Source organism: Microseira sp. BLCC-F43 (assembly GCF_041929235.1).
In the GTDB taxonomy this organism is placed as follows: domain Bacteria; phylum Cyanobacteriota; class Cyanobacteriia; order Cyanobacteriales; family Aerosakkonemataceae; genus Microseira.
The window spans coordinates 1-23,387 of record NZ_JBHFNP010000207.1; the positions used below are offsets into that span (position 1 = coordinate 1).

24 protein-coding genes and 1 tRNA gene are annotated in these 23,387 nt (G+C 43.0%); 11 read left to right on the forward strand and 14 right to left on the reverse strand.

Going from position 1 to position 23,387, the window contains the following annotated elements; translation table 11 throughout:
* The first annotated feature begins 26 nt into the window (after nt 1-26).
* Nucleotides 27-2,510, forward strand: a complete 2,484-nt coding sequence (locus ACE1CM_RS28190; RefSeq protein WP_374882175.1) for a hypothetical protein — start codon at nt 27-29, stop codon at nt 2,508-2,510.
* A 502-nt stretch (nt 2,511-3,012) separates the two neighbouring features.
* Nucleotides 3,013-3,381 (forward strand): hypothetical protein, encoded by a 369-nt coding sequence (locus ACE1CM_RS28195; RefSeq protein ID WP_374882176.1) that lies wholly within the window; start codon nt 3,013-3,015, stop codon nt 3,379-3,381.
* 30 nt (nt 3,382-3,411) lie between these two features.
* On the opposite strand, the gene ACE1CM_RS28200 is transcribed toward ACE1CM_RS28195, so the two are convergent.
* The gene (locus ACE1CM_RS28200) at nt 3,412-3,645 is read right to left on the reverse strand and encodes a hypothetical protein (RefSeq protein WP_374882177.1); all 234 of its coding nucleotides are present in this window, start codon (nt 3,643-3,645) and stop codon (nt 3,412-3,414) included.
* 75 nt (nt 3,646-3,720) lie between these two features.
* Here ACE1CM_RS28200 and ACE1CM_RS28205 point away from each other — a divergent pair, with 75 nt between their 5' ends.
* Complete coding sequence (locus ACE1CM_RS28205) at nt 3,721-4,536, forward strand: hypothetical protein (RefSeq protein ID WP_374882178.1); 816 nt, start codon at nt 3,721-3,723, stop codon at nt 4,534-4,536.
* Nucleotides 4,537-4,658: 122 nt separating this feature from the next.
* The gene (locus ACE1CM_RS28210; RefSeq protein WP_374882179.1) at nt 4,659-5,162 is read left to right on the forward strand and encodes a hypothetical protein; all 504 of its coding nucleotides are present in this window, start codon (nt 4,659-4,661) and stop codon (nt 5,160-5,162) included.
* Nucleotides 5,163-5,291: 129 nt separating this feature from the next.
* Here ACE1CM_RS28210 and ACE1CM_RS28215 read toward each other — a convergent pair whose 3' ends face one another.
* The 3 genes from ACE1CM_RS28215 to ACE1CM_RS28225 all read right to left on the reverse strand — a co-directional run bounded on the left by ACE1CM_RS28215 (nt 5,292) and on the right by ACE1CM_RS28225 (nt 7,075).
* Nucleotides 5,292-5,897, reverse strand: coding sequence for an HU family DNA-binding protein (locus ACE1CM_RS28215; protein WP_374882180.1), 606 nt, complete (start codon nt 5,895-5,897; stop codon nt 5,292-5,294).
* Nucleotides 5,898-6,227: 330 nt separating this feature from the next.
* Nucleotides 6,228-6,536, reverse strand: coding sequence for a hypothetical protein (locus ACE1CM_RS28220; RefSeq protein WP_374882181.1), 309 nt, complete (start codon nt 6,534-6,536; stop codon nt 6,228-6,230).
* 80 nt (nt 6,537-6,616) lie between these two features.
* Nucleotides 6,617-7,075: a hypothetical protein gene (locus ACE1CM_RS28225; protein WP_374882182.1), complete on the reverse strand. Its 459-nt coding sequence runs from the start codon at nt 7,073-7,075 to the stop codon at nt 6,617-6,619.
* A gap of 615 nt (nt 7,076-7,690) precedes the next feature.
* On the opposite strand from ACE1CM_RS28225, the gene ACE1CM_RS28230 reads away from it, so the two are divergent.
* The gene (locus tag ACE1CM_RS28230; protein WP_374882183.1) at nt 7,691-8,842 is read left to right on the forward strand and encodes an ISL3 family transposase; all 1,152 of its coding nucleotides are present in this window, start codon (nt 7,691-7,693) and stop codon (nt 8,840-8,842) included.
* Nucleotides 8,843-8,862: 20 nt separating this feature from the next.
* On the opposite strand, the gene ACE1CM_RS28235 is transcribed toward ACE1CM_RS28230, so the two are convergent.
* The 4 genes from ACE1CM_RS28235 to ACE1CM_RS28250 all read right to left on the reverse strand — a co-directional run bounded on the left by ACE1CM_RS28235 (nt 8,863) and on the right by ACE1CM_RS28250 (nt 12,560).
* Nucleotides 8,863-10,431 (reverse strand): AAA family ATPase, encoded by a 1,569-nt coding sequence (locus tag ACE1CM_RS28235; protein WP_374882184.1) that lies wholly within the window; start codon nt 10,429-10,431, stop codon nt 8,863-8,865.
* 81 nt (nt 10,432-10,512) lie between these two features.
* Complete coding sequence (locus ACE1CM_RS28240) at nt 10,513-11,589, reverse strand: hypothetical protein (RefSeq protein WP_374882185.1); 1,077 nt, start codon at nt 11,587-11,589, stop codon at nt 10,513-10,515.
* Nucleotides 11,582-11,914 (reverse strand): hypothetical protein, encoded by a 333-nt coding sequence (locus tag ACE1CM_RS28245; protein WP_374882186.1) that lies wholly within the window; start codon nt 11,912-11,914, stop codon nt 11,582-11,584. The genes ACE1CM_RS28240 and ACE1CM_RS28245 overlap by 8 nt, the downstream gene beginning before the upstream one ends.
* Before the next feature lie 76 nt (nt 11,915-11,990).
* The gene (locus ACE1CM_RS28250; RefSeq protein WP_374882187.1) at nt 11,991-12,560 is read right to left on the reverse strand and encodes a helix-turn-helix transcriptional regulator; all 570 of its coding nucleotides are present in this window, start codon (nt 12,558-12,560) and stop codon (nt 11,991-11,993) included.
* Between the two features lie 290 nt (nt 12,561-12,850).
* Here ACE1CM_RS28250 and ACE1CM_RS28255 point away from each other — a divergent pair, with 290 nt between their 5' ends.
* The 4 genes from ACE1CM_RS28255 to ACE1CM_RS28270 all read left to right on the forward strand — a co-directional run bounded on the left by ACE1CM_RS28255 (nt 12,851) and on the right by ACE1CM_RS28270 (nt 18,079).
* Nucleotides 12,851-13,726, forward strand: a complete 876-nt coding sequence (locus ACE1CM_RS28255; protein WP_374882188.1) for a hypothetical protein — start codon at nt 12,851-12,853, stop codon at nt 13,724-13,726.
* Nucleotides 13,727-13,769: 43 nt separating this feature from the next.
* Nucleotides 13,770-14,360, forward strand: coding sequence for a hypothetical protein (locus ACE1CM_RS28260; RefSeq protein WP_374882189.1), 591 nt, complete (start codon nt 13,770-13,772; stop codon nt 14,358-14,360).
* Nucleotides 14,361-14,713: 353 nt separating this feature from the next.
* The gene (locus ACE1CM_RS28265; protein ID WP_374882190.1) at nt 14,714-14,857 is read left to right on the forward strand and encodes a hypothetical protein; all 144 of its coding nucleotides are present in this window, start codon (nt 14,714-14,716) and stop codon (nt 14,855-14,857) included.
* Nucleotides 14,858-14,860: 3 nt separating this feature from the next.
* Nucleotides 14,861-18,079, forward strand: a complete 3,219-nt coding sequence (locus tag ACE1CM_RS28270; protein WP_374882191.1) for an AAA family ATPase — start codon at nt 14,861-14,863, stop codon at nt 18,077-18,079.
* A gap of 282 nt (nt 18,080-18,361) precedes the next feature.
* Here the strand turns inward: ACE1CM_RS28270 and ACE1CM_RS28275 are convergent, their stop codons facing one another.
* The 5 genes from ACE1CM_RS28275 to ACE1CM_RS28295 form a co-directional block, all read right to left on the reverse strand.
* Nucleotides 18,362-19,516, reverse strand: coding sequence for a tyrosine-type recombinase/integrase (locus ACE1CM_RS28275; RefSeq protein ID WP_374882192.1), 1,155 nt, complete (start codon nt 19,514-19,516; stop codon nt 18,362-18,364).
* 158 nt (nt 19,517-19,674) lie between these two features.
* Nucleotides 19,675-19,748: transfer RNA gene (locus ACE1CM_RS28280), tRNA-Pro, on the reverse strand.
* Nucleotides 19,749-19,804: 56 nt separating this feature from the next.
* The gene (locus ACE1CM_RS28285; protein ID WP_374882193.1) at nt 19,805-20,170 is read right to left on the reverse strand and encodes a DUF1818 family protein; all 366 of its coding nucleotides are present in this window, start codon (nt 20,168-20,170) and stop codon (nt 19,805-19,807) included.
* A gap of 71 nt (nt 20,171-20,241) precedes the next feature.
* The gene (locus ACE1CM_RS28290) at nt 20,242-20,841 is read right to left on the reverse strand and encodes a hypothetical protein (protein WP_374882194.1); all 600 of its coding nucleotides are present in this window, start codon (nt 20,839-20,841) and stop codon (nt 20,242-20,244) included.
* Between the two features lie 57 nt (nt 20,842-20,898).
* Nucleotides 20,899-21,132: a DNA-directed RNA polymerase subunit omega gene (locus ACE1CM_RS28295; RefSeq protein ID WP_226585161.1), complete on the reverse strand. Its 234-nt coding sequence runs from the start codon at nt 21,130-21,132 to the stop codon at nt 20,899-20,901.
* 181 nt (nt 21,133-21,313) lie between these two features.
* On the opposite strand from ACE1CM_RS28295, the gene ACE1CM_RS28300 reads away from it, so the two are divergent.
* On the forward strand, nt 21,314-22,024 hold the full coding sequence (locus tag ACE1CM_RS28300; RefSeq protein ID WP_374882195.1) for a GDSL-type esterase/lipase family protein: 711 nt from the start codon (nt 21,314-21,316) through the stop codon (nt 22,022-22,024).
* On the opposite strand, the gene ACE1CM_RS28305 is transcribed toward ACE1CM_RS28300, so the two are convergent.
* Complete coding sequence (locus tag ACE1CM_RS28305) at nt 22,010-22,555, reverse strand: pentapeptide repeat-containing protein (RefSeq protein ID WP_374882196.1); 546 nt, start codon at nt 22,553-22,555, stop codon at nt 22,010-22,012. The genes ACE1CM_RS28300 and ACE1CM_RS28305 overlap by 15 nt on opposite strands.
* A 74-nt stretch (nt 22,556-22,629) precedes the next feature.
* On the opposite strand from ACE1CM_RS28305, the gene ACE1CM_RS28310 reads away from it, so the two are divergent.
* Nucleotides 22,630-23,367, forward strand: coding sequence for a Uma2 family endonuclease (locus tag ACE1CM_RS28310; protein WP_374882197.1), 738 nt, complete (start codon nt 22,630-22,632; stop codon nt 23,365-23,367).
* The last annotated feature ends 20 nt before the right edge of the window (nt 23,368-23,387 follow it).

Genomic DNA, 23,387 nt, shown 5'->3' on the forward strand with positions numbered 1-23,387 from the left:
ACACTCACAGGCACGTGTAGCCCGAAATGCCGCCCACAAAGCGACAAAGTAGAAATCGACTAGGAGCCGGATGCGATGAAAGTCGCACGTCCGGTTCTGAATGGGAGGTGTCCCTTGGCAACAAAGGCATCGACCCTAACAGGGGCGAAATAAAAACTATATCAGAATTTAAAGTTTGGGACGCTTATCGCAAAGATTGGTCTAGTAAGCCTAACGTTGTGTTTAGAAACATAATGCTTTGTGCGCTTTACCCAACCAAGAATTTTTGTTTAACAGAAATATCAGAAACAGAAAGAAATTCAAGAACTCTAGATCCATTTAAACCAGCGGATGATAATAAAAATTGGTTTCTGGATTTAGCTAGCGGCGCTCGCACTCATGGCAGATTTACATTTACAAGGGAAACGACAGTAGGAAAACTATATTACGGAAGTAGACCAACAGACCAATGGAAAAGGATAATCTACGGCTCAATTATTCATACCGGATGCAAAAAACTCATCTACAAACAGATGAAGTATGTAGTTGTCGATGATGAAAATACTTTTAACGGAAACCCACTAGACGATCCGGTAAACCGCATTCATTGGGAAACAGGAGATTCCCATGCTAAAGCTAGCGGTGAACTGATGAGATTATTGGAAATAAGTACCACTGAAGAACCAGCTACTGGTGAAATTCCGATCCAGTTTAGAGCAGCACTGCGATCGCTCAACAATGGGCCAGGATGGGTCGGTAAAGGAACTGTTAGTTACAGCCCTCTATGTGACGCCAGAGGAGTTGATCTAGTAATACCGTGGAGTTCGCTTAAAGGAAATAAACCAGCCCTGGGGAATTATCAAGACAAAATCCTTATAGGCACTGTGTTTGAAGCTGAAGAACGAAAAACCAAACTAGGCTGGATGATATGGCAATGGTTTGCTTTTGAAACTCTAGAGCAAGATAACATCATCTCGCAGTTAAGACAAAAAGCTGAAAGACTAGGCAGTGCTTTTCAATCTATTCAGAATTTGGCAGAAATATTAAGGGTAGATCAGAAAGAAAAAGAAGAAGAGCAAGAGCAATCAGCGGATGGGCTAACAACAGATTCTTACAAAACACCTGTTCTAAGAATTATTCAGGCTGACAGAAGAGGCATCCTCCTCTTACACCCCTATGTAATCACAAGGGTGAAAGACGGAATCCAGGAAATGTGGCTAAATTTAGCTAAGTCTGCCGGTGTAAAATTTCATTCAGTAATGGCTCAGCCCGATGAGTCACTGGCGCATTATCACGTAGTTCAAGACGATGGCACGATCGTTGGTAGAAAAGTATTTTGTTCGGGTAGTTTTCCACCGGGCGAGTACATCGTCTACTGTAATCCCATGCGACATTGGGGCGATATCCAACTTTGGGAAAACCGTCATGAAGGAGCATTTGTCAGAGCGATCGGAACGATCGCTGCACCCAGAAAGTTACTCGCTAGTTTAGGCCGCGACACCGATGGTGATTTTATTCAACTGATCAAAGCCGATCGCTATCCTGGTTTAAGAGCAACGATCGCTAACTTTGATAGACCTCCCACGGTAGCAAAGTTTCCCAAAGTTGCATTACCCGGAACTTTACAGCAAATTGCGATTCGCAGCATGAGCGATCTTACAGGTGTAGTTGCTTCTTTGTTGGGCAGAGCAAGAGCAGTAAACGCCGAGCAACAAGTTCTACTGATTCCGCCTGGTGGGGAACAAAGAGAACCAATGGAAATGCGAATTATTGAGTTTTTATCCCAGGAACTTCAAATCGCAGTTGATTCTCTAAAATCAGCTTACCCAAACAACGAAAACGGTATCAGGGCAGTTACTGAATACTTAAATTCAATTGGGGCTGAGGCTCCTTGGCTGAGAGATTTCAAAAATGAAAGTTGTTACTACGATAGACCTTGTAATGTAGATCCCGATGCAATTGATACAGTTTCTCGAATTGTTCAGCTAGTTAATTCCTACTATCGCGCCCCTTCAATTGGATCGGATAGCTCACCCAGGTCTTATCAAAATGTTCTTTTTAACGATGTTCCGCATACTGAAGAGCAATATAACTATGCACTCTCAGAACGCGATAGGTATCGTCAGGAAATGGGTAATGCTGATGCGATCGCTCAAAGAGAGGGAGGTGACGATGCATACATAGTCAAACAACTTGCCTCAGAATACAAAAAACAGGTTGCTAACAACTTTAGAGAAAGGAAAACAGAAGTATATGAAATTGTTTCACCCAGAAGCCGTGAAAAATACCCTCCTATGAGTTGGGTTTCTGCTTACTGGAAAGCCAGCCACCAGGCTGAAACAGGTACAGCAGGTTTCGTGTTTTCTGTTTTTGTTGATGAAATAATTGAGAAATTAAAAAACATGGAAGAAACTTTTTTGTTTTCAATTGAAGTTTATGCAGTCCAACATACGTTTTTAAAAAGCTCTAGGTTTACAGGTCAAAAAGCGCAATTTCGGGGAGTTTTAAAAACGAGAAATAATAAGCAATAAATGAGGCTTGAAATAAAGTCCCTACTGGTATAAATGGAGTTTAAAGATTTAGGGATAGTCTCAGAACGTGATAGATCTAGATTAAGTCCTGGTCAAACGTTTATTATGATAATTTGTACACGCACAGTAAAAAACGGCGAAATGACTTCGGCAAAGTTATTTCACGAGGAAACAACTTATGAACACGCGATAGAGCATGTGGCTACTAACTTTTACAGAGAGCAATGGCCTGATTATTGATAGCGATCGCCCAAGTTAGTTGCAGAAGGAGCGTAGGCCATTGTTCACATCGCTGTCCAAGTTGCGGAAGGAGCGCGTGCCTGTGGCATATCACAGCCCCAGAACCAGAAGTACTTCATAGAGTTGCAAAAGTATAATTATCTTTGAATTTTGGTACGCATCATTACTAAAACTAATTCCAGGGCTTCAACTTAAGTCGAAGGCGCAGAATTAATTTTGGTCTATATTTTGGGTTAAAATTGTTTAAAGTTGTTTTTTTATTATGAACGATTCCAATTCTCACCAACCGCTGAAAATTCTCAAGGATAAAAACTTTTCCTTCCTCAGTTATAATATCGAACTTACCCAATCATCAAGTTTACCCAATACGGATTATTCTGCTATTCAAACCACACTTAACCAATCCTTAGAAAACCTTAACAGTTGGTTAAGGCAGTTACAACAGGTTTATGCAATTATCAGAAAAAGAACTTACACAGTTTCAGAAGTTGAACAACTAGCAGCAATCTTTTCTTGCCAGTTAGTTCGCGTTATAACCAGGTATAACCTAGTAAAAAATGGTCAGGTTTTGTTTAATGGAAACCTGACCCAAATTGTAGACTATTGCTTCAACAACTTAATACAGTTTTAGTTATTAGCAGTTTAGCTGAATTTTAAGACTTTAGGTTCCGGCTTCAGCAACCACTTCAGATAAAGACTGGGCAATTTGCTCTAGTTGAGCCAGCATTGCATCTGCTGCTGCGTCCTCTTGAGCCTCTTGTTCTCGAAATTCAGCGTATTCTTCCGAAACTTCTGCTAACTGACTTCTCAAATTATTGATTGTTTCTTTTTGCGATCTGATTAGGTTTATTGCTGCTGCGATCGCTTCCCTTATCTGATTTACGATTACTTCCATGATAGTATATTTAAACTACCGTACAATTCTATCCAAACCAAACTATTTTGTCAAACATATTAAAGGAGTAACAAGGTGTTTACAAAGTGCCAATTAGCTGATAGTTATAGACGAGCAAAAAACTATTCATTAGAAAAGTGGTGGTCAAGTCCAAAAATCGACGGTGTTAGGGGTATTTACACAGATAAACTGTTAAGCATAACTTTAAAACAAAACTATGTGGGGTTAAAGCATATAGAAGAAGTATGTCAGGAAATTGCATCAATGAGATATGTAATCGACGGTGAACTTTTCATAAAAAATGAAAGGTTTGATGTAATTTCAGGAATAATACGCGATCGCAAAAACTATGACATCAATCAAAAACTTAGAGTTCAGTTCCACGTATTTGCTTTGTGGAAAAATGCTCTATGGTTAAATACTGAAGAAATGTTAACCGAAATTAGCAATTTAATACCGTCTAATCAATCAGCAGTTGTAGCGGTTCCTTACAGCATTGTTTTAAATAATCCAGTTGCTATTTTTGCTCAAAACCAATTTAACTTTGAGTCGGGTGCAAGCAATGAAGGAACAATGCTGAGGAATACAGAAATAGCGTATCATCAGGGGCGATCGCAACATCTAATTAAGGTTAAAAACTTTACCAAAGGTCAGTTTATTGTTAAAGGTTTCTCAAAAGGAACTGGCAAGTACGCCAACTCACTGGGCAAGTTAGTTGTTGAAAGAAATGGAATTAGATCATCAGTTGGAACTGGATTTACTGATGCTGAACGTCGTGAAATTTGGTTAAACCAGAACAGCTATTTAGGCTCATTGACTGAAGTAATTCACATGGGAACAACGCCAAATAACAGCTTGAGGTTTCCAGTGTTTTCTCGTTTTGTTAATTAGAAAGCTTTAGCTTTTCCGGACTTAGTGCGATCGCGTAGCGTGCCGGAGGCATATCGCAGACAGTTTTGAGACAAAATCAATCATGGGTGATAAAATTAAATAGAAGCTTTTTTGGGTAAAAAATGGCAGCAACATTAACAAGAACGCTCGCAATTAAGGCACTAAGAGAAACTATTAGCGATTACAATTATTGGGGAGAAAGTGAATCAGATTCACCCCTAACAGTACGGTCTTCGCGGACACCGCTTGATGAACGACGAATTTTATCATTAGATGCATCGGCAAGGCGATCTGCACTGCAAACACCTGGTTACAAGGCTCCTGAAAGAACAATCCGAACTGAAAGCTTGGACGAGATTTTTGTACCATTGGCTATGAATAGCTTATCGGAGTTGCAGCAGTCTTCAGATGCGGTAAAGGCAAAAGGCTCTGGACTAGAAACTTTGGAAAAGCCAGCAGAAGCAGTGGAATTTTACGTTCAGCTTTACAGTACATTCAAGATGCTTGGTAATCCGAAAGTTTATTACGTAGAAGATTCAAGCGATCCCTATACTGGACTGTTTATTATTGGAGAATCTTCCGATGGCGAAACTGTTTACGCTCAAGCATTGTTAACCCAAACTTAATCAGTTTCGGTAAACTGGTGCGATCGCATTAATAAAAAAAGGCCGTGTATGCTCAAACACGGCCTTTCAATTTTACGGAGCTAAGGAAGACATAGAAAGGGTAACAAATTTGGCGTAACATTGGGCGTGCTATTGCAGCAGGTGAGCTAGTTCTGGAACATCTTTTACAAGTTTCCAGCCCGTGCGATCGCTCCAAATCGGAGTATTACCAGTTACGCCAGCACTTTTTAACTCAGATTCTGGTAATTCCACAAAAACACCGTTACTACCCTTGATGTGCCAAGTTCTCACAGGTGATAATAGAAAGGCAGGAATTGGAGGCGGAGACTTTAACTCATTTACAGTAACTTGAGGAACAGGTTCCGGGGATTCAAACGGTATCAATTCCACGGAAACGAGAGGATCGCTTACGGGTGCAGCGATTCCTATTTCCTTCTCTAAGGCAACGCCTTCAGATTTCGCCAACGCATCAGGCTGTATAAGTTTTGCAAACTCCTTAGAGAATTTGAAAACTGGTTTCCGCAACGGCGCAACGGTTATTGTTTCCCCGGTGCGTGGGTTTCTAGCTTCCCGTTCTGGTAAATCTTTAATTGAGAAAGTACCAAACTTTTGGAATTGAATTTTTTCTCCCTGCCTCAACGAGGTCTGAATCCCCATAAAGAAGGATTCAAGGACGTTTGCAACTGTTGATCCACTATATCCGGTTGAACTTTCAATGTACTTTGTCAGAGCCATAACAACAACAGGAAACACACTTACTTCAATTATTACTCTATTTACGCGAAGAAAGTAAATTAAACTTTTTACTATTTTAAAACACAACTGATGTGGCATATCTTCAAGCGATAAAACAAAGGCACTGATCTCCCATAAGCGATCGCAGTTGACGTGGGTTAAGAGCTACTACGGTTCTGGGATATTTTTTTACCAGACCATCACCGACGAAAAAATACGGTAAGCTTTCGTTGATGTTACGGTACGCCGCAATAAAATGCGATCGCATGTACTCGCTGAAACCATTTTCAATACACTCTTGCTACTGCGGCAAGATCGCAATTATTTCGTTTAAAACTCGATTTTATTTACATCAGCATCATCACTGTCACTGATTTTATCGGGTGGCATCAAAGTCCAACAAATATCTGAATCACATAGGTAGGGAAACTCTACAATGTCGTCGTTTTTCATATTCTCATTAATTCTAATCTTCACAGGATAAAACTCTCCATCTTTACATGCTAATGTTATTTGTTGTTCTGTTTCGCTTGATAAGGCTAAAGCAAGACAGTAAATCAGGTGAGCAGCAGCTTTCTTAGTGCAAACTATTTCTGCTGGGTATCCAGGGCCAAATTGCTGATAAATGTGAAGGTACATGTTTTACTCCATTTGAACTTTATGTGAACTACTGCACCGACCCTATCGGGGTAGGACGTGGGGCTTCTCCCGGAAGAAAGCTAAAATGGGCTTTCGTCGCTCATATCACTTTTCTCTTCATATACAATGCAGTCCGCACCAAGACTGTCAAGTTCAAATGAAACATTGCTAACATCAGTATCATTAGCTTTATCTTGTGTTATGCTCACAGCTTCAAAATCATACAAATAGGGTAACTGCACACTGTCGTTGCTGGTTATGTTCTCTTCAACTTTAACCTTGAGATAGTAAAACTTTCCATCCTTACATCTTAATGCCACCTGTTCTTCTTGTTTGGTTGATAAGGCTCTAGCAAGGGCATAAATTAAATCGGCAGCGGCCTGTTTATCACAAATTATTTTCGCCTCACTTTTGGGACATGACTGTTGGTAAAGATGAAGGTACATGTTTACTCCATTTGGTTTTTTAGCGATTTTCAGGATTCCCCAATATTTAGCTTGAATTGCGAGAAGCCCCACGTCTGACCTTGTGGCACTCATCACGATCCTGATGGTAATGCGGCATTGAACATCAGACCAGAAGGCATTCGGATATTAACTATAGACGGAGGGAAAGAGAGTCCCTGCTAGCTTTGCCTGTGTAAGACCGGATAGCCGTAAGGTGAAAGGGCAACGGGCTAAGAAGCTAGAAACCCACACCGACTCTTTAGAGCGGTGTGGTTAGTTTACATCCGATAAACTTGAGATTAATCGCACGCAAGCTGTATACTGCGATACGCAATAGTTTAGCAAACAGCGGTAAGCGATCGCGTATTGCAGGTTATGCAAGTCTTTCCTTGCCCCTGCCGACATGTGTGTTGGCAAAGTGACTTAATGGTGCTTTAACTTGGTGAAAAGGTTACATAGCGATCGCCGTGCCTTGGGCTGTGTGTGCAGAAGAAAAAATGGGTTAGTGCTGTCATGTTTCGTGCAGAACACGGCTCTCCCGTACTTAAGCTGATAACTTTTACTAATGAATAGTCACTTCAATCATTGCTTGAAAGGCTGAAATACTGATATAGTAAGACATTGGGGCTTGCCAATTCCCAAAAAAATGTCGGGGAAGAGGGATTGATTCTGATTTGATGGTAATTGTACGTGGAGCTAAGTTTAACTATGAACTCTCCTGTTGATGATTTGCTCAAATTGCCGGGGATTACTGTAGAGCGATACAGCCAAGTAGAGGGATGTATATTTTTCGAGCTAAAAATCAATGACGCACAAGTTAATTGTTATCGTTGCCAGCAATCAAGTCAAGAATTACATCGACAGACAATTTTATTAGTACGAGATTTGCCAGCATTTGGTCAACCAGTATATTTACGGGTACCGAGGCGACAGTTTTATTGTCGTCACTGTCAAAGATATTTTACAGAAAAACTAGATTTTATTACTTGGAGGCATAAACAGACAAAAAGATATGAAGAACAGATTTACCAACGAGTGCTTTATTCTAACATTGAACAGGTGGGACGTGAGGAGCAGTTAAGCCCAGAAATAGTTGAAAGCATCTTTAAATCAACCAGCAATCAAGTCAAAAAAAAAGATTGGAGTCGAGTTGAACGATTAAGTATAGATGAAGTTAGTAAGCGTAAAGGCCACAAAAATTTTGTGACTGTAGTTAGCGATATTGACTCCAGTTCGTTGATGGAAGTTATTGATAGTCATAAACAGAAGGATATCATTGAAGCCCTGAAACAGCAACCGATTGATCTGAGAGAACAAGTCAGAGAAGTCAGTGTGGATATGTGGGCTGGGTTTCGTAAAGTTGTCATCGAAGTGTTCCCTAATGCGGCGGTAGTTATTGATAGATTTCATGTGATGAAGCTGGTTAACGAGCGGTTAAATAAAATTCGCCGATTAGCTAAAGTTACAACGAAAGGAAGTAGATATTTATTGCTGAAGAATCACCAAGATTTGACCGAATCAGAGCAAGCTGCATTAGAGCTAATTTTAAATCAGTCAGCTTGCTTGAGAATCGCTTATGAGATGAAAGAAGAATTCCGAGACATCTATGAGACTTGTCAAAGTGTAGAATCTGGTAAGCATCGGATGTCACAATGGCTAGTCCATGCTCAAGTTTTTTATGGAAAAGTTACTCGCACTATTCGGTCACATTTATCAGAAATTTGTAATGATTTTATTAGCCACACAACTAGCGCCGTTATGGAAGGCATTAACAATAAAATTAAGTTAATTATGCGGCTAGGTTATGGCATAACAAATTTCGAGAATTTACGTTCTCGTTTGCTCGGCTGTTTCCCTTAATATGAGTAAAAGTTATCAGCTTAAGTACGGGAGAGCCAGAATGATAGTGTTTGTTTAGATTTCCCAGAATTCGATTCAACTAAGCCAGCAGATTTAGCACCGCTCCGCAATGCCCAGGATTTCAGCGCTTCTATTTGCGGTTGAGCAATGCGAGACAGCGGGACAGTTTCGGCGATCGCTTCCAATAAATCTGTCTCAGTAAATTCCTCGCCCCTACTAAATCCCTGTTGCATTCCTTCATAAATACACTGCTCAATCTCTGCCCCAGAAAAATCCGACGAAGCGCTTGCAAGTAAATCAAAATCAAATCCATTGCTATCAATTCGGTCGGGGCGCAGTCGATTTAAATGGACTTGGAATATCTGCTCGCGCTCTACGTGAGTTGGTAAATGAACGAAAAACAATTCATCTAGCCGTCCCTTACGAAGAAATTCAGCCTGCTGAATTTCCACATTGTTTGCAGTCATAACTATGAATACTGGGCTGGTTTTCTCCTGCATCCAGGTAATCAAACTACCAAATACCCGCCGTGAAGTTCCTGAATCTCCATCAGAGCCATTTTGAATGTTGCCAAAAGCTTTGTCAGCTTCATCAATCCACAACACGCAAGGTGCGATCGCTTCAGCCAGCTTGATTACCTGCCGCATCCGCAATTCGCTTTCTCCAACGATGCCGCCAAACAGCCGCCCTACATCCAAACGAAGTAACGGTAACCTCCATTCAGCGGCAATCGTTTTAGCTGAGAGCGATTTACCCGTTCCTTGAATTCCTGCCAGCAACAAACCCTTGGGTGCAGGTAATCCATAATCACGTGCAGCATCGCTCCAAATACGCGATCGCGCTCTCACCCATTCCTTCAAATTCTCCAATCCACCAACGGACTCTAACCCAGCCTGCACTGGAATAAATTCGAGAATGCCCGTCTCTCGAACGTAGGAGCGCTTCTCATCGATGACAGCAGCGATCGCACTAGAATCAACCCTTCCCGACTTCGCTAAGCACTTCGCCAATACCCGACTAATTCGCCATTGAGTTAATCCCTGACAAGCTTTCACCAGTTGCTCCCGGCTACTGTCAGATAGTTTTAACTTCGACCCAATCCCTATCAGCTTATCAATTAGGTCTGAGATTTCTCTTATCGATGGTAGTGAAAAATCTACAACTGTTGTCTCTTCTCTAAGTTCTACAGGTAGGCGTAATTGATCTGACAAGATAACTAAACAACGGCGATCGCGCGCCATTTCCCGTGCCAAATTCTTAATTTCCCTTACCAACGGCAACTGCCCCGCTGTAATTTGACTATTCCCTCCGGGTGCAATGACTGTCGCCAAATCTTTCAATACAAACAGTACAGCAGTATCGCCTGCTGTTTTAGCTATACGCCCCAATGCGTTCATTGGATTCGCCTTATCTGCACCGTCTTTGTCTGACCAACCGCGCGAAAAATCCCAGAAGTAAATTTGCGACTTCCGATTAACAGCAACTGCACTCAACACATATAAAGCTGTTTCTTCTTCTGGTGATACCACGTATAACAACGGATATCTTGCCGCCAACATTAGCTCTATTTCTGCTCCAATTTCTGGCATAATAATCTTGCTCCCCTTTAATGCTGCTATCCAATAACAAAAACGCGATCTCTGCTATTGGATAGCAAATATCGCTTCTCGCTATTTGCTATTTGCTGTTGTTAGTTTACTGTTTTTGGAAACAGTTTGTAACTTAGCTAATTGCAACTGAAGTTGACTAATTTCTTGCTCCCGTTCTGACAGTTCTTTCTCAAAGTCGTTAACTTTCTGCTCAAGGACTGTGTTCGTGAATGAATCAACTTCTAAGGCAGAAGTTGATTTTTGTTGAGCCTGCAAACGGGTAATGGTAAGAGTAGCCTCCTTAAGCTGACTACGCAACTGCTCAATTTGAGATTCCATTACCTGTTTCTCACCAATCTGTGCTTGCAGATTTTGAATTTGTTGGTGGTAAGTTGATATTTCCTTTTCTCTTGCCTCAAGTTGTCCATTGATCCGGGAAATCTCACCAGTGCTTAAGCGCTCTCTACTTTCCAAATCGGCAACTTCAGCCAACCGTTTTTGAGCCTCCGATAGCTTACCCACCAAATCATTACGTTCTTGATACAAATTATCTAGCTGTTGGCGGAAATTATCTGAATCTACTAATTGTTGTTTGTTGAGATTCATGTATGCTTCGCGCAGTTCGATCCGTTGGCGTTCGTATTCAGCTTTGTAGAAATTCAGTTCAAGTTGTAGTTGAGGAAAATCCTTAAGTTGCTGCTTCATCACATCATTTTCAGCAGCTAGAGTTTTCATCCGATCGCCACTTACCGACGTATCTGCGTTTTGGTACGCTAGCCTATATGTTGCGATCGCCATCTGTTTTGTTGCCGTCAGATATTCTTCAGGAATATCCTGTTCATCAAGCAATCCATCATCCGCAGCATCAACAATTGCACTAACTAAATCTTTCTCTCCTTTTCCTTGCTTCACAGAAAATAGGTTTTCAGCACGCCATTCTTTCAGAAGACTGCACACCGTATCAGCAGAACCGCCAATCCCATAAATGCTCTTCAGAGCCGCCTGGACTGATCGCATTACTACACCCACGCGGTTTTTTTGCAACACCGCGCAAGCAACGTCTACCATTTCCCGATTAATGCTGCTGTGCTGTTTATTTGGATCTATGTCAAATCCTGTCAAATCAAGCTTTGTGAATGTTGTTGGTAGTTTAGCCATGATTTATACTCCCCAAACGATTAGCGATCGCTTTAAGTAAGACACCCAATTCCTTTCGATCCATAAAATCGACAGAAACAGATATAGATTCAACTATTTCCAGCTGATCTCTTGCTGGCACCCAAGCCAATTTCCACTTATCCTCACCTAATTCACAGCTTTTTAATTTTTTCCAAGTCTTTTTAAGATTCAGCGAAAATCCTAAAGTCTTAACCTCGGAGGCTGTTGAATTAAACAAAAAGTAAACACAGGCTATCTCTGGCAAGTTGTTTTCTTGTTTTTCCCCCACCCAATTCAATCCCAATGGATTGATTAAATCGTCCACTACCAACCTGCCTTCATTTTTCAGCCTTCTTCTCTTACAATAGCCTGCTTACGCAAACCTGTAAATACGCCAACTGTTAATCTTTTTTAAAACGATCGGCGATCGCCTGAAGAACCAGAGAGATTTGCTCGTCAGAGAGGCCAGAGATTTGATTAAGCAATCTTTCCATAGGATCTCGGCGCTTGGCGCCATTCAGAAAGGAAAGGAATTCATCTAGTGACTCGCCGCGCATCTCGGCAACGATCTCAAGGCTTTCACGCTTTGGGACTACCTTGCAGTTTTCCCAGCCGATGATAGTAGGTCGGCTTACACCCACTATCTTTGCGAACTCCTCGCGATCGCGGTTTCCCCGCAAGGCTTTTACCGCCTCTGCAAAACGTTTCTTAGCTTCTTCATCCATATATGCACCTGTTAACCCTTCATCTAAACAAAAATTTACTAGACATGAATCCGTAAATACACTATTATGTAAATATAATATCAAATTATATAAAATGGAAAAACAAAAAAGGACAATTTGCTTGTCGTATGAAATTGACAACCAATTGAGGTTGTTTTCAGCGATTTTCAAAAAACCAGCATCGAAATTGATAGAAGAAGCTCTGGAAGAATTATTCAAAAAAAAGCCAATTACTTCTTCTAACAAACCTGATGTTTAACCCTATAACTTGCAGAAATTAGGGACACCAAAGAATTGTTTACAGTGCAGCACCCGATGGGGTGAAACACAAAAAAGCAAAGCCAGAAATACTTCACGAGGCAGTGTTAGCGGTACAAAAAAAATTCTGTATATTTACAGACTGCCAGAGCCTAACTGGAAGTGGGAACCAATTTCAAGACAGCTAGAGCTAGCAGTTTAATCGTTGCGAGATCGCAATACCGCGTTCGCGCAGCGTGTCCTTGGCGTATCGCTTTATTCCAAGTAAGCGCAAAAAAATGAACAGTGAAAATTTAATCTCCAAATTAAACCAACAACAAGCCGAAGAAATACTCAACCGAGCCAAGGCTTTAGTATTTGCAATGTGGCAGTGGAAAGGAACCGGAGTTGTTACAAGCAAACAGCTCGCTGAATACTATGAAGTCAAAGAGCGAACAATCAGAACAATTGTAGAAAACCACAAAATAGAATTTGAGTCTGATGGCTCAAAAGTCTTGATGGGCGCGGATTTGAGGGAGTTGACGAAATTCGGCATCACTACGGCGCAACGAAACCTCAGAGTATGGACACCCCGCGCCGCGCTACGACTGGGCGTACTACTAACCAAATCAGCAGTGGCAGAACAAGTCCGAGGATTATTACTAAGTCTCGTCCAAATCCAACAACCCCAAAACTCAAATACTCGCAGCTTTCAACAAAATACATTTGTACTGAATACAATCTGTGAATGGTTAGCAGAAGCACAGGTAGACTCCAACTTAATAACTCAGTTCAAACTTCAGAAGCTCGCTGTTCTAGAACCATCAGTTAAAGAACTGTGTGAAAGCGCCAGATTACTTGTTTCTAGTGAGCAACCTCTGCAAAGCAATTTGTACACAGCAACCGACTTGGGTTTGTTAATAGCAAAGATTCACAACTTACTATCACCCCCCAGGGGAGAATTTGTTAATAAAGCCTTGATGATAGCGGGGTTGCAAACTAAAGTTCTTAAAAATTGGTGTCCGAGCGATCGCGGCAAACAATATTCGGCGCTCGTTCCAACAGTTGGTAAACACAGCAACAAAGGTTTAACCCAACTCAAATGGTATGAAACGGTAATACCGCTAATTGAACAATCTTTTTTGAACAGCAACGCACCCAATCATGCCGGGTAAAACAACAGCACTTTAAAAGCTAGCAACCAAACACACGCGACACTTGAAGTTTTTCATGAACAAACTAAACATTCAGCCAACAAGTTTACCATCATTTGGATGGTGTTCCTATTGTCTTCAAAGCGTTGGTCAAAGAAAGTTTAGGCAACTAAACTCCAATCAAATGTGTCAGGATTGTTCCAAAAAATACAAGCCGCAAGTTAAAGAAAAACCCTGGCCGCCCTTGACTGCAACTAAGACAAGGCTTACGCACAAAGTAGTCGAAACTAAGTCTCATACCGCTGAAATTTCTGACCCAATATGCAAGGGGAGAGCCGCTGCAAGGGGGGCAACGGCGAGGAAAACCAAGGCTAAAAAACCACCAAGTGAGTTAAAATTGACACTTCTTTTAGAAGAAGATGAATTAAAGAAAGCGCTTGACAAAATGGAAGTAGGAGCTAATTGGAGAAAAGCGATCGCATCACATTTGAACTGGTCAATAAAAAAGGTAAGAGCAGTTGGCAGACGCTTGGTAAAAAAAGGGTTTTTGATTCCACCCAAACCAATTGAAGATATGATACTTGAAATACTTGCAGAAAACCCCTTTTCCACCTGCTATGAAATAGCTAATGACTTACCAATTGAAACCGAGTAGACAAGAGAGATTTTGGTTAAATTAGTCAAGCAAAAAATATTAGCACCAAAAAAAAATATTGGAATAACCCAGATAGATATTCAATTAAATCAACAAAACCCAGCTAGTTTAAATACTGCACCTTGTAAGTAAAGCTATTGCTTCTAGGTTTTGACTTTTCTCATCACATCAGAATATGCAACTATTAATTATTGACACAGAAACCGGAACCGACGAAACACATAGTGTTGGCGAAATCGCTGCAACACTTTATCAGATTGGAGAAACGTTCAAAAAATTGGATTGTGAGGAGGATTAGTATTTTGCCGAACTTTCAAGCAGTATCAAAAGGTTTTTCAGGCAGAGCAAAGAAGATGAAAGTTTCACCTACTTACAAATTAAGCGATCGCGTCAACATTAGGTGTTTATATCGCTTCAGAGAAACGCAGCAAAGTCAAACGTTTTTAGACCTCGCATTCGCCGCTGCCAACTTTGAAAGCTTTGAGGAGGTGGCCTAACATATGGTTGCAAACTTCTCCCAAAACCCTCGACTAATAGACCGCACCCAAGTGCAGCAACAACTAGAAGCACTGGGATATAAGCCAGGTGATTCGATATTTCTACGCGCCTTCTACCCCCAAGGCGACCCCCGCAAGGATACAGACAAGGGCAGAAAAGCTGAAGCTAGTAACATTGATGAAGTTATCAGATTGGCTACGCATTTCCAGAAGGAGGGGCGCGGCGTTTATCTAGTAGTTAATGGCGGAGGACACTTAGACAAGGAAGTCCCGGCAGCGCGCGCCATTTTTTACGAGCATGACGACTTAGACAAGGATATCCAAACTGACCTATGGCAACACTTAGGGCTACCAGAGCCTACGGTGCAAGTGGATACAGGAGGCAAATCAATCCATAGCTACTGGGTATTCGACATACCTATTGAGATTGACGATTGGCGGGAGCTTCAGCGGGACTTGCTCGAATATTCGGACGGCGGCGCTCTTAAAAATCCCTCACGGGTAATGCGCTTAGCTGGCTGCTGGCATCCATTAGGCAACCAATCCCGAATCATCCGCAACTCATTGCAGCGCTACGACTACTCGCACTTACGAAAAATCGTCCCTCGTCAGCAGTCAAGAAAACCTATTCAACCCTTATTCGATGCTCCCAAGACATCAAGAGCTACAAATCAAGGCATTAAATACGACGATATTCAAGTCCCCGTGCCTGCGGTAATTCCCTTAGTGCAGTGCTTGTCTAAAAAATCGAGAATGCTAATAGAGCAAGGAGTAAGTCAGGGGGGACGCAACCAAGCTGGGGCGAAGTTAGCCCGCGACCTGATAGGTACGGCGAACTATCTGCGAACTATAGAACAGCAATTTATTGACTTGCCTGAAGTATTGTTCAATAACTTTGCAATGCGCTGCAATCCGCCCCTTGATTTACACGAAATCCAGGATATTTGGCGCAAAGCAGAACGCGCAAATCCATCTCCCTCGTCCAAAGAAGAAGGCGTAAACAATTGCATTACCGCTTGGTATTGGAATAACCACATAAAAGCAGAAAAACGGTGTTCAATCTACGAAGCCGAGACCAGAAGGCAAACCTCAGACTTCGGTGTGAGCTATCAGATCAACGCAACCGTTGAACCCAAGCAACGACCTGCTGCGGTAGACTTCGATCGCACCAGATCGCGTATTCTTTCTATTCAACATGCCGCAGAACAAGCACGATCTATTTTAAAAGAGTGCGACGACGAAATTGCCGCTAACATCCGCTTAGAGAATGTAAGACTCTCTTGTGGGATGAGCGATTACTCATGGGCTAACAACATAATTAAGCCACTCAAGCGCGAATTAGAAGGCTCACGCTTCAAGCTTGAACTATTAGGTTTACTCCAGATGGAGGACGAGGTTGAGCGCGAAAGGTTAATCGCCCAGTTGGCTCCGAAATACTCAATGAGTGCGAGGCGGGTTGAGAAGGCGATGAATATGATGCGATCGCGAACCCAGACTCCAGAAACAAAAGTTTTTGACTTAGACGAGCTATTTGATTTAGAGGTCAACGCGCTTAGCTGGATTGTTCCTGGTATACTGCCAGAAGCGGAAACAATTGTATTGGCAGGCGCTCCAAAAAGCGGAAAAACTTTATTAGCTATTGATTTAGCTTATGCCGTAGCAACAGGCGAAGCTGACTTTTTAGGCGAAGGTGTACAGTGCGGCAAAGTGTTGCTTGTAAGCACAGATGAAACCCCTGCTAGTACCCGCAATAAATTGCTGAATCGCGGATTCAGACGATGCGACAAAGATTTAATCAAAATTGTTCCGTCCTGGGATATCTCGCAGCTTTCTAGCTTAGAAAAAATCCTAGAAGATTTTCGCCCGACAGTCACTATCATTGATTCGCTTCGTCGCATCAATAAAGGCAGTGAAATATCGGAAAATTCAGCCGAGTTTGCAGACAATATCTATACCCTTAAGGAGACACTAACTCGGTATAAATCTGCTGGAGTACTCATTCACCACACCAATAAAGATCGAGAAGCTTTGGGAGTAGATCGATTGCGCGGTTCTTCTGCGATCGCCGGGGCAACTTGGGGTGTGTGGCAGATAGATCAGATTGCCAAGCCAGACCCCAACAACAAGAAACGACTAATCATCGATCCAAAAGATCCGAAGCGCCTACTATCAGTATTCGCGCGGGATGCCGAAGGACAACAGCTAAATATCGAACTTGACCTTTCAGATAGCAGTTGGCGGAACTTGGGCAGCAGCGAATCGGAGGAGGAGCAGGCAGCTAAGTTGACCATCCGCGATCGCATTCTAAGAGTTTTGACCATCAATCCCTCGCCCATGAGTGGCAAGGCAATCATTGAGTGCTTCGATATTGAGGATATAAGCCCTAACAGCATCTACAACGAATTAAACGCGATTTCGCGGAAGCGCCTGATCAACAGCAAGCCCGCTCCTGGCGATAAGCGATATAAAGTTTTTTCGTTGGCGCGAAAATCTCAACAAAACTCCAGAAATACTCTACCCCCCCTCCCCCCTACACCCAATGTTCAAAATATGACTAATTTCTCTGAAATCCATACAGTGATTGGATTTGAGGATAGTCATATAGATAGTCATCTAATAGTCATATCCCAAACTGGCACAACCGAGCCTGAAATCGCTGAACCCCATACAGAGACAGGAATTGAAAATAGTCATATTGATATGACTGTCACAAGGGGAGGGGGGGTAGAGAGAAATTCAACAGAAGCTCACCAACCCATAAGAACCAGTGAGCTAGATCTTGTAGTACCTGTGGCTCGCGCTAGGGATATTGCTACCTCAAACCCAGCCACTTCTCACAAAGGCTCACAAACCAACGCATCCATACCCACACCAGCCGAACAATTAGCCGATTTGGTGCGTGCTGCAACCACATACGAACAGGTAGAAGCGGCGAAAGCACAGTATCCAGGTGTGACTAATGAGGCGGCTAAACTTCTCACAACAGAGGAGTTAGAGCGAATAAAAAATCTAAAACCACCGGAGTTGGTTTTAAGCGAACGCCTTAAAAACGTAAACACGCTCGCAGATTTTAAGGCAATTGTGCTTGAATTCGCATCCTCTTATCGCGGCACTCAAAAATCACTTAATGAGGCGATCGAAGAGGCTATAGCTAGGGTTAGTATTTCCAGGGGTGCAAATCAACTTTACTCTTGGTGGAACCAGATCTGGAAAGAAATTTGATCTCGGTATCGAAATATCAAATTGCTATTGCAAGAAATAGCAAATAGCAAATTTTGTTATGGTGAACAAAAATGAATCAGATAGTTTATTGTGATGGTCTGACTGCAAAGAAGATTTTGGGATGTAGCGATCTCACCCTAATCAGATATAGGCAAAAAGGGAAATTGTTAGAGGGAATTCACTGGGGACGCAATCCCAGCGGAAAGGTACTTTACAATTCGGTTTTACTGAATCAATTAATAAGATGTGGTGGCGATGTTAATCATCCCGATCATCAAAAATTCATTCAGAGATATCTGGAATCTCTAAGAGAGAATCAACCGATGAAGCGGGGGAGAAAGGCGGCAACAAATCGGGCAATTGTGGTTGGTTAACTAAACCAGCGTAGCTCTCATAAAGAGTTCGTACATCGTGTCCGGTTAGGGATGCGATCGCGACAGCATTCATTCCCGTTTCCAAGCCATGCGAAATTAAAGTATGCCTCGTGGTGTAGGGGCGACGATAATCAATTCCAAGTTCTTCCAGAGCAGGTTTCCAATAACGACGACAGAAGTTTTTCGAGTCTATTAAATTTCCTTCCATGCTAGTAAATATTATAACATCGGCAGTGGCATTATTAGCATTTTTTCGGTTCTGAAGCAATTGCTGAAGTCTGGGAGTAAGAAAAATAGTACGAGCCTTATTATTTTTGGTTGCCTTTCGATTTCCTCTACTAATGCTTTCTCCAATCCAGATGCTTGAGCAATTTTTTGAGCAATGTTTCCACTGCAAAGCTGCGGATTCGCCTGTTCTTAAGCCAACGCCAAATTTAAACTCAACATAATCAGCGTAATGCAGCAGGCGTGGAGCTGTACGAAATTTATTAATAATATTATTGATTTCTTCCAACGTAAAAGGATTTGGCTTTTGCTTCGGAGAAACTGATACCTTGATTTCTGCCCACGGGTTTTCCTGTACTAATTTTTTTTTGATACCCCACTGCCAGCAAGCGCTAAGCATTACGAGTCGCTCGCGAACGGTAATTGGCTCCAATTTTTCAAGCAACCAATCCCGAAAATTTAGTCCAACAGTTTCGGTAACAGCTTGAGCAGACTTGCTTTTAAAGTAAGACTCAAGATGTCCCCGCAGTCCCCGGTACTTTTCCAAAGTCGCGCTCTGTACCTGTCGCTGCTTATAATCAACAAATTTGTCCCATAGGGATAATAGAGCGATCGCCTGTTGCCGTTCCGGTTTGTACTTCGCCAGACTTGGATCGAAGTTCCCGGAAACAATATCTAGCTCGTTCTTGTCCGCCTTAATCCTCGCCGCTTTTCGATTAGCTTGGGTGTCGGGCAGCCCTACATACAAAAAGAAGCGCTTGCCCTCCCACGACCAATAGAGTCTAAGCCGACCTTTAAATTCTTCAACAGTAACGCCGCCTTTCGGAGTTCTTGCCATGTTTGTATGTTTATCACAGTTTTATCACAGATTTTGTCTGGTATTGTCATCCCTTGTCACCCCTTATTGAGAATTGACTGACTATTGCTTTGACTATCAAGTGGCTGTCAAATAGCCATAACCACCTACTAGATGTGGTTCTGGTGATTTTTTATTAATCGGAGCGACACGATTTGAACGTGCGACCCCCACTACCCCAAAGTGGTGCGCTACCAAGCTGCGCTACGCCCCGATGTTTTTCAATTCGCTTTGCTAGTATAGCATGGTTTTTTGGAAAATAACAACCATTCAAAACACTTTGAGAATTTGGGTTGCTTGCAGCAAACCTGGAACTGCTGCTGGCTGCCAATTACCTTCGCTGCGCCGTCCTGCGTTTAAAATAAAGCGCAAGCTGTAAGCATTGGGATAGCCTTCGACTTCCATCCAGAGTAAGTCGCTTTCGGCTTCGCAGGCTATTTTCTCTTCATCCATTAATTCGCTTGCCATATGACTCATGGTTGTTGCTAGCTGTGCCAGTAGGCGGCAAAAGTCGTTTAATTCGGCTTCTGTTAGCTCAATTGCCCAATTATCGCCACCGACTAAACCTTTATATTCTTGGGCGTTGGGGTTCCAACCGATGCGCCAACCTGGGCCACTTTTAATTAAACGATCCATTGCTGGAATTGGGTAATGGGTAATGGGTAATGGGTAATGGGAAGAAACCGATTAGCGATTAGCCATAATCGTTAAAGTCTAAGTCTTTGGGCGTCTCCCGGTTGTGGTAGGGTGGGAAGCGATGTGGGATTGGGTGTGGGCGTAAGCGGTGGCGTCTCCCGCCTTAAGGGTGCTTCTGTTTGCTGTGCGGCGTTGGGGTTAAAAATATTGACGAGGGTTTGAATTAAGGCATTGCGTTGAGGACGAGTTAGGCGTTGGATGGCGGCGCGATCGCTTTCCATAGGATTTTCTCGCAAGGTGTCACCTCCCGGATAAACCCCCTCTTCCATCAGTTCGTTTGCGTCCAGATAATCTGCGATCGTCAGTTTCCAATCCAAGCGAAAATTAGGCGGACGCCCTTTGACGAACATGTGATACCGAATCAACCGACTCGCCAGGGTATTATCTGAATCGACTTTCCCGCTTTGTTGGTTGACGTATTGATTTTCTAGCGGCAAGTCGGGCATCTGTTGGTATACTTGCCGCCAGAGATCTTGGGTTCTTAAAGCTTGAGCCATTACCGGATTTTGACTCAATATCCCCACTGGCGTTGATTGCCCCATCCCCGCTCCCAAAACCACAAGACCTGTTACGATAACTGGCAGCGCTGCCAAATTCAGTTTTTTGGTCATAGGTCAATGGTCTAGGATGATGGACGGCAATTAGCCATTAGCAATTAGCTAATCACTCTATTCGCCTATAATTTCCGGTTGCGTTAACTCATCGGACATTTCGTAAATCGCTCGCAGTACAGGCTTCATCATCGGATCGTCGCCATTGTCAAAGTCTTCGTACCGGCGGCGTTTGGCACGATTGGCAACTTGCACCGTAATCCGGTAGCGATTGGAAGCTGCTTTAATTAAATCTTCGGCTCGATACATGATTTGAGCCTGGGTTGTCTCGAACTTAGAACGCTTTGGCATAGAACCAGATATATATCCTGATGGAATATCCCCATCCCTAGTGTACCAGCAGCTAGTGGCTCCCAGGCGCTGCTTTACCCCTTTTGGTTATTCCGGAGCGGTTACACCCAGAATGGCATATTGTATAGGTTCTGCACGGTGTGCCAATATTTAATCTATCTTTACATAAGTGTTATTGCTCATGCGATCGCTGTTTGCACCTGCTTTGACACCGTTACGCGGGGCGAATCCCCATCCTCTCAAAATAGTCGTGTTGGGAGATAGTTTAGTTTATGGATTTGGCGACCCTGAAGGTGGCGGATGGGTAGAGAGACTGCGGCGCAAGTGGATGTCGCCCTCTAGTCCGGGTCACGTGCTGTACAATCTCGGGGTGCGGGGCGATCGCACCAGTTCTGTATCCCAGCGATTGGAACACGAGTTCCGCCATCGGGGAGAACTGCGAAATCGCGTCCCGGATGCGATTATTCTTTCCGTCGGCGTGAATGATTCGCCACGCATGGGACGATGGGATGGACGCAATTGCACGAGCTTTGATGATTTTCAACGGGAAATCGAGGCGTTGCTGCTACGATCGCACCAGTTATGTCCGGTTTTATTTGTCGGAATGGTGCCGGTAGATCAAACCAAGATGCCATTTCTAGATTGTTTCTACTTTAACCGCGCCGACCAATATCGTTACAAGGAAGCGACTCGACAAGCTTGTCTGTCGCGCGGCATTCCTTATTTGGATATTTTCGATTTATGGATGGCGCGGGGTGAAGACTGGGTAACTTCCCGCCTCACCGAAGACGGACTCCACCCGAATACTTTAGGCTATCAGGCATTGTTACACGATGTTCTCTCCTGGGAAGAAATGCATCAACTGATCGCCAACAAATCAGCGGCAACCTAAACTTTCCCGCGTCGAGACGCCGGTAATCGGATTCACCCCTGTTGCCCGAGGGCACAAAAGTTTTACTTCATATCTGTCTACCAGCGCATCGGTAAAATCTGCGCCAGTAATATCCGCATTAAAAAAACTGGTGCGAGTCAACATTGCTTCAGTAAAAATCGCATTCTTCAAATTAGCCTTGTCAAATGTCACTTGATCTGCTAAAGCACCCGTCAAGTTAGCACCTTCAAGATTTGCTTCGAGTAAAATTCCTTGGGTCAAAATCGCATTGGTTAAATCCGCACCCTGGAAATTTGCCCGTTTCATTTCAGCAGCGGCGAAAACAGCACCTTTTAAATCGGTGTGGGAAAAGTCGCGGTTTTGCAGGTTAGTTTTGGTGTAATTAATTGTGTTTGCTTGTGCATAAGCGGGAGTTGCACTCAGCATCACCCAAAACCAGGCAAGTGCGAGGATTAAAATTAAACTAAACAAGCGCCACCATATAGTTTTGAGGGTTACGCTGTTGTGGTTGTCTTGGGTAATTTGTGGCATTGTTTTCATCTTGATTTACAAAGGTGCATAATAGACATCAAGGGGTTAAGATAGCGCGACTGCGAGGTGAAACTATGCTCGCACAACCACCAGTTCCCAAATTATCAATTTCCTGGCCTGTATTGCCAGAAGATTTTATCTTACCGGACGCTCCTGTGGAAAATACCGACCAACCTCCACTTGCTGCGGCGCTGAAACAGCCTTTAACCCGATTTCCCGATTTAATCCAAGATGCACTAATTGTCTCTAATTTTGCTTTGTGTGCCGAGATTAACGAACGAATTATCTGCAAAGCACCCGACTGGATGTATGTAAAACCTGTCCATCCTTGGCAGTCAAGACAACCGCGTCGCAGTTATACGCCTAACACAGAAGGTGCAATTCCTCAAGTGGTAATGGAATTTCTTTCGGCTACCTATGGGGATGAATACTCGGTGGAGTCGGAAGAAAATGTGGGCAAGTGGTTTTTTTACGAACAGGTAATCAAAGTTCCCCGTTATGTTATTTTCCGACCCACTACGGGGCGGGTTGAGGTTTATAGTTTAGAGTCGGGGCGTTATAGTCGCCAAACGCCGGATGAGCAAGGGCGTTACTGGATTCCCGGATTAGACTTATTTTTGGGAGTATGGGAGGGAACCCACGAAGGTAGAACTGGCTTTTGGTTGCGCTGGTGGGATGCCCAAGGTAATATTTTATTGTTCTCTGAAGAACGGGCCCAACAGGCAGAAGCAATGCTTGAACAGGAAAGACAGCGATCCCAAGCCTTATTAGCTCAACTTTGCGAAATGGGCATCGATCCAAACCAATTATAGAGCAGTCTGGGAAAACCCCG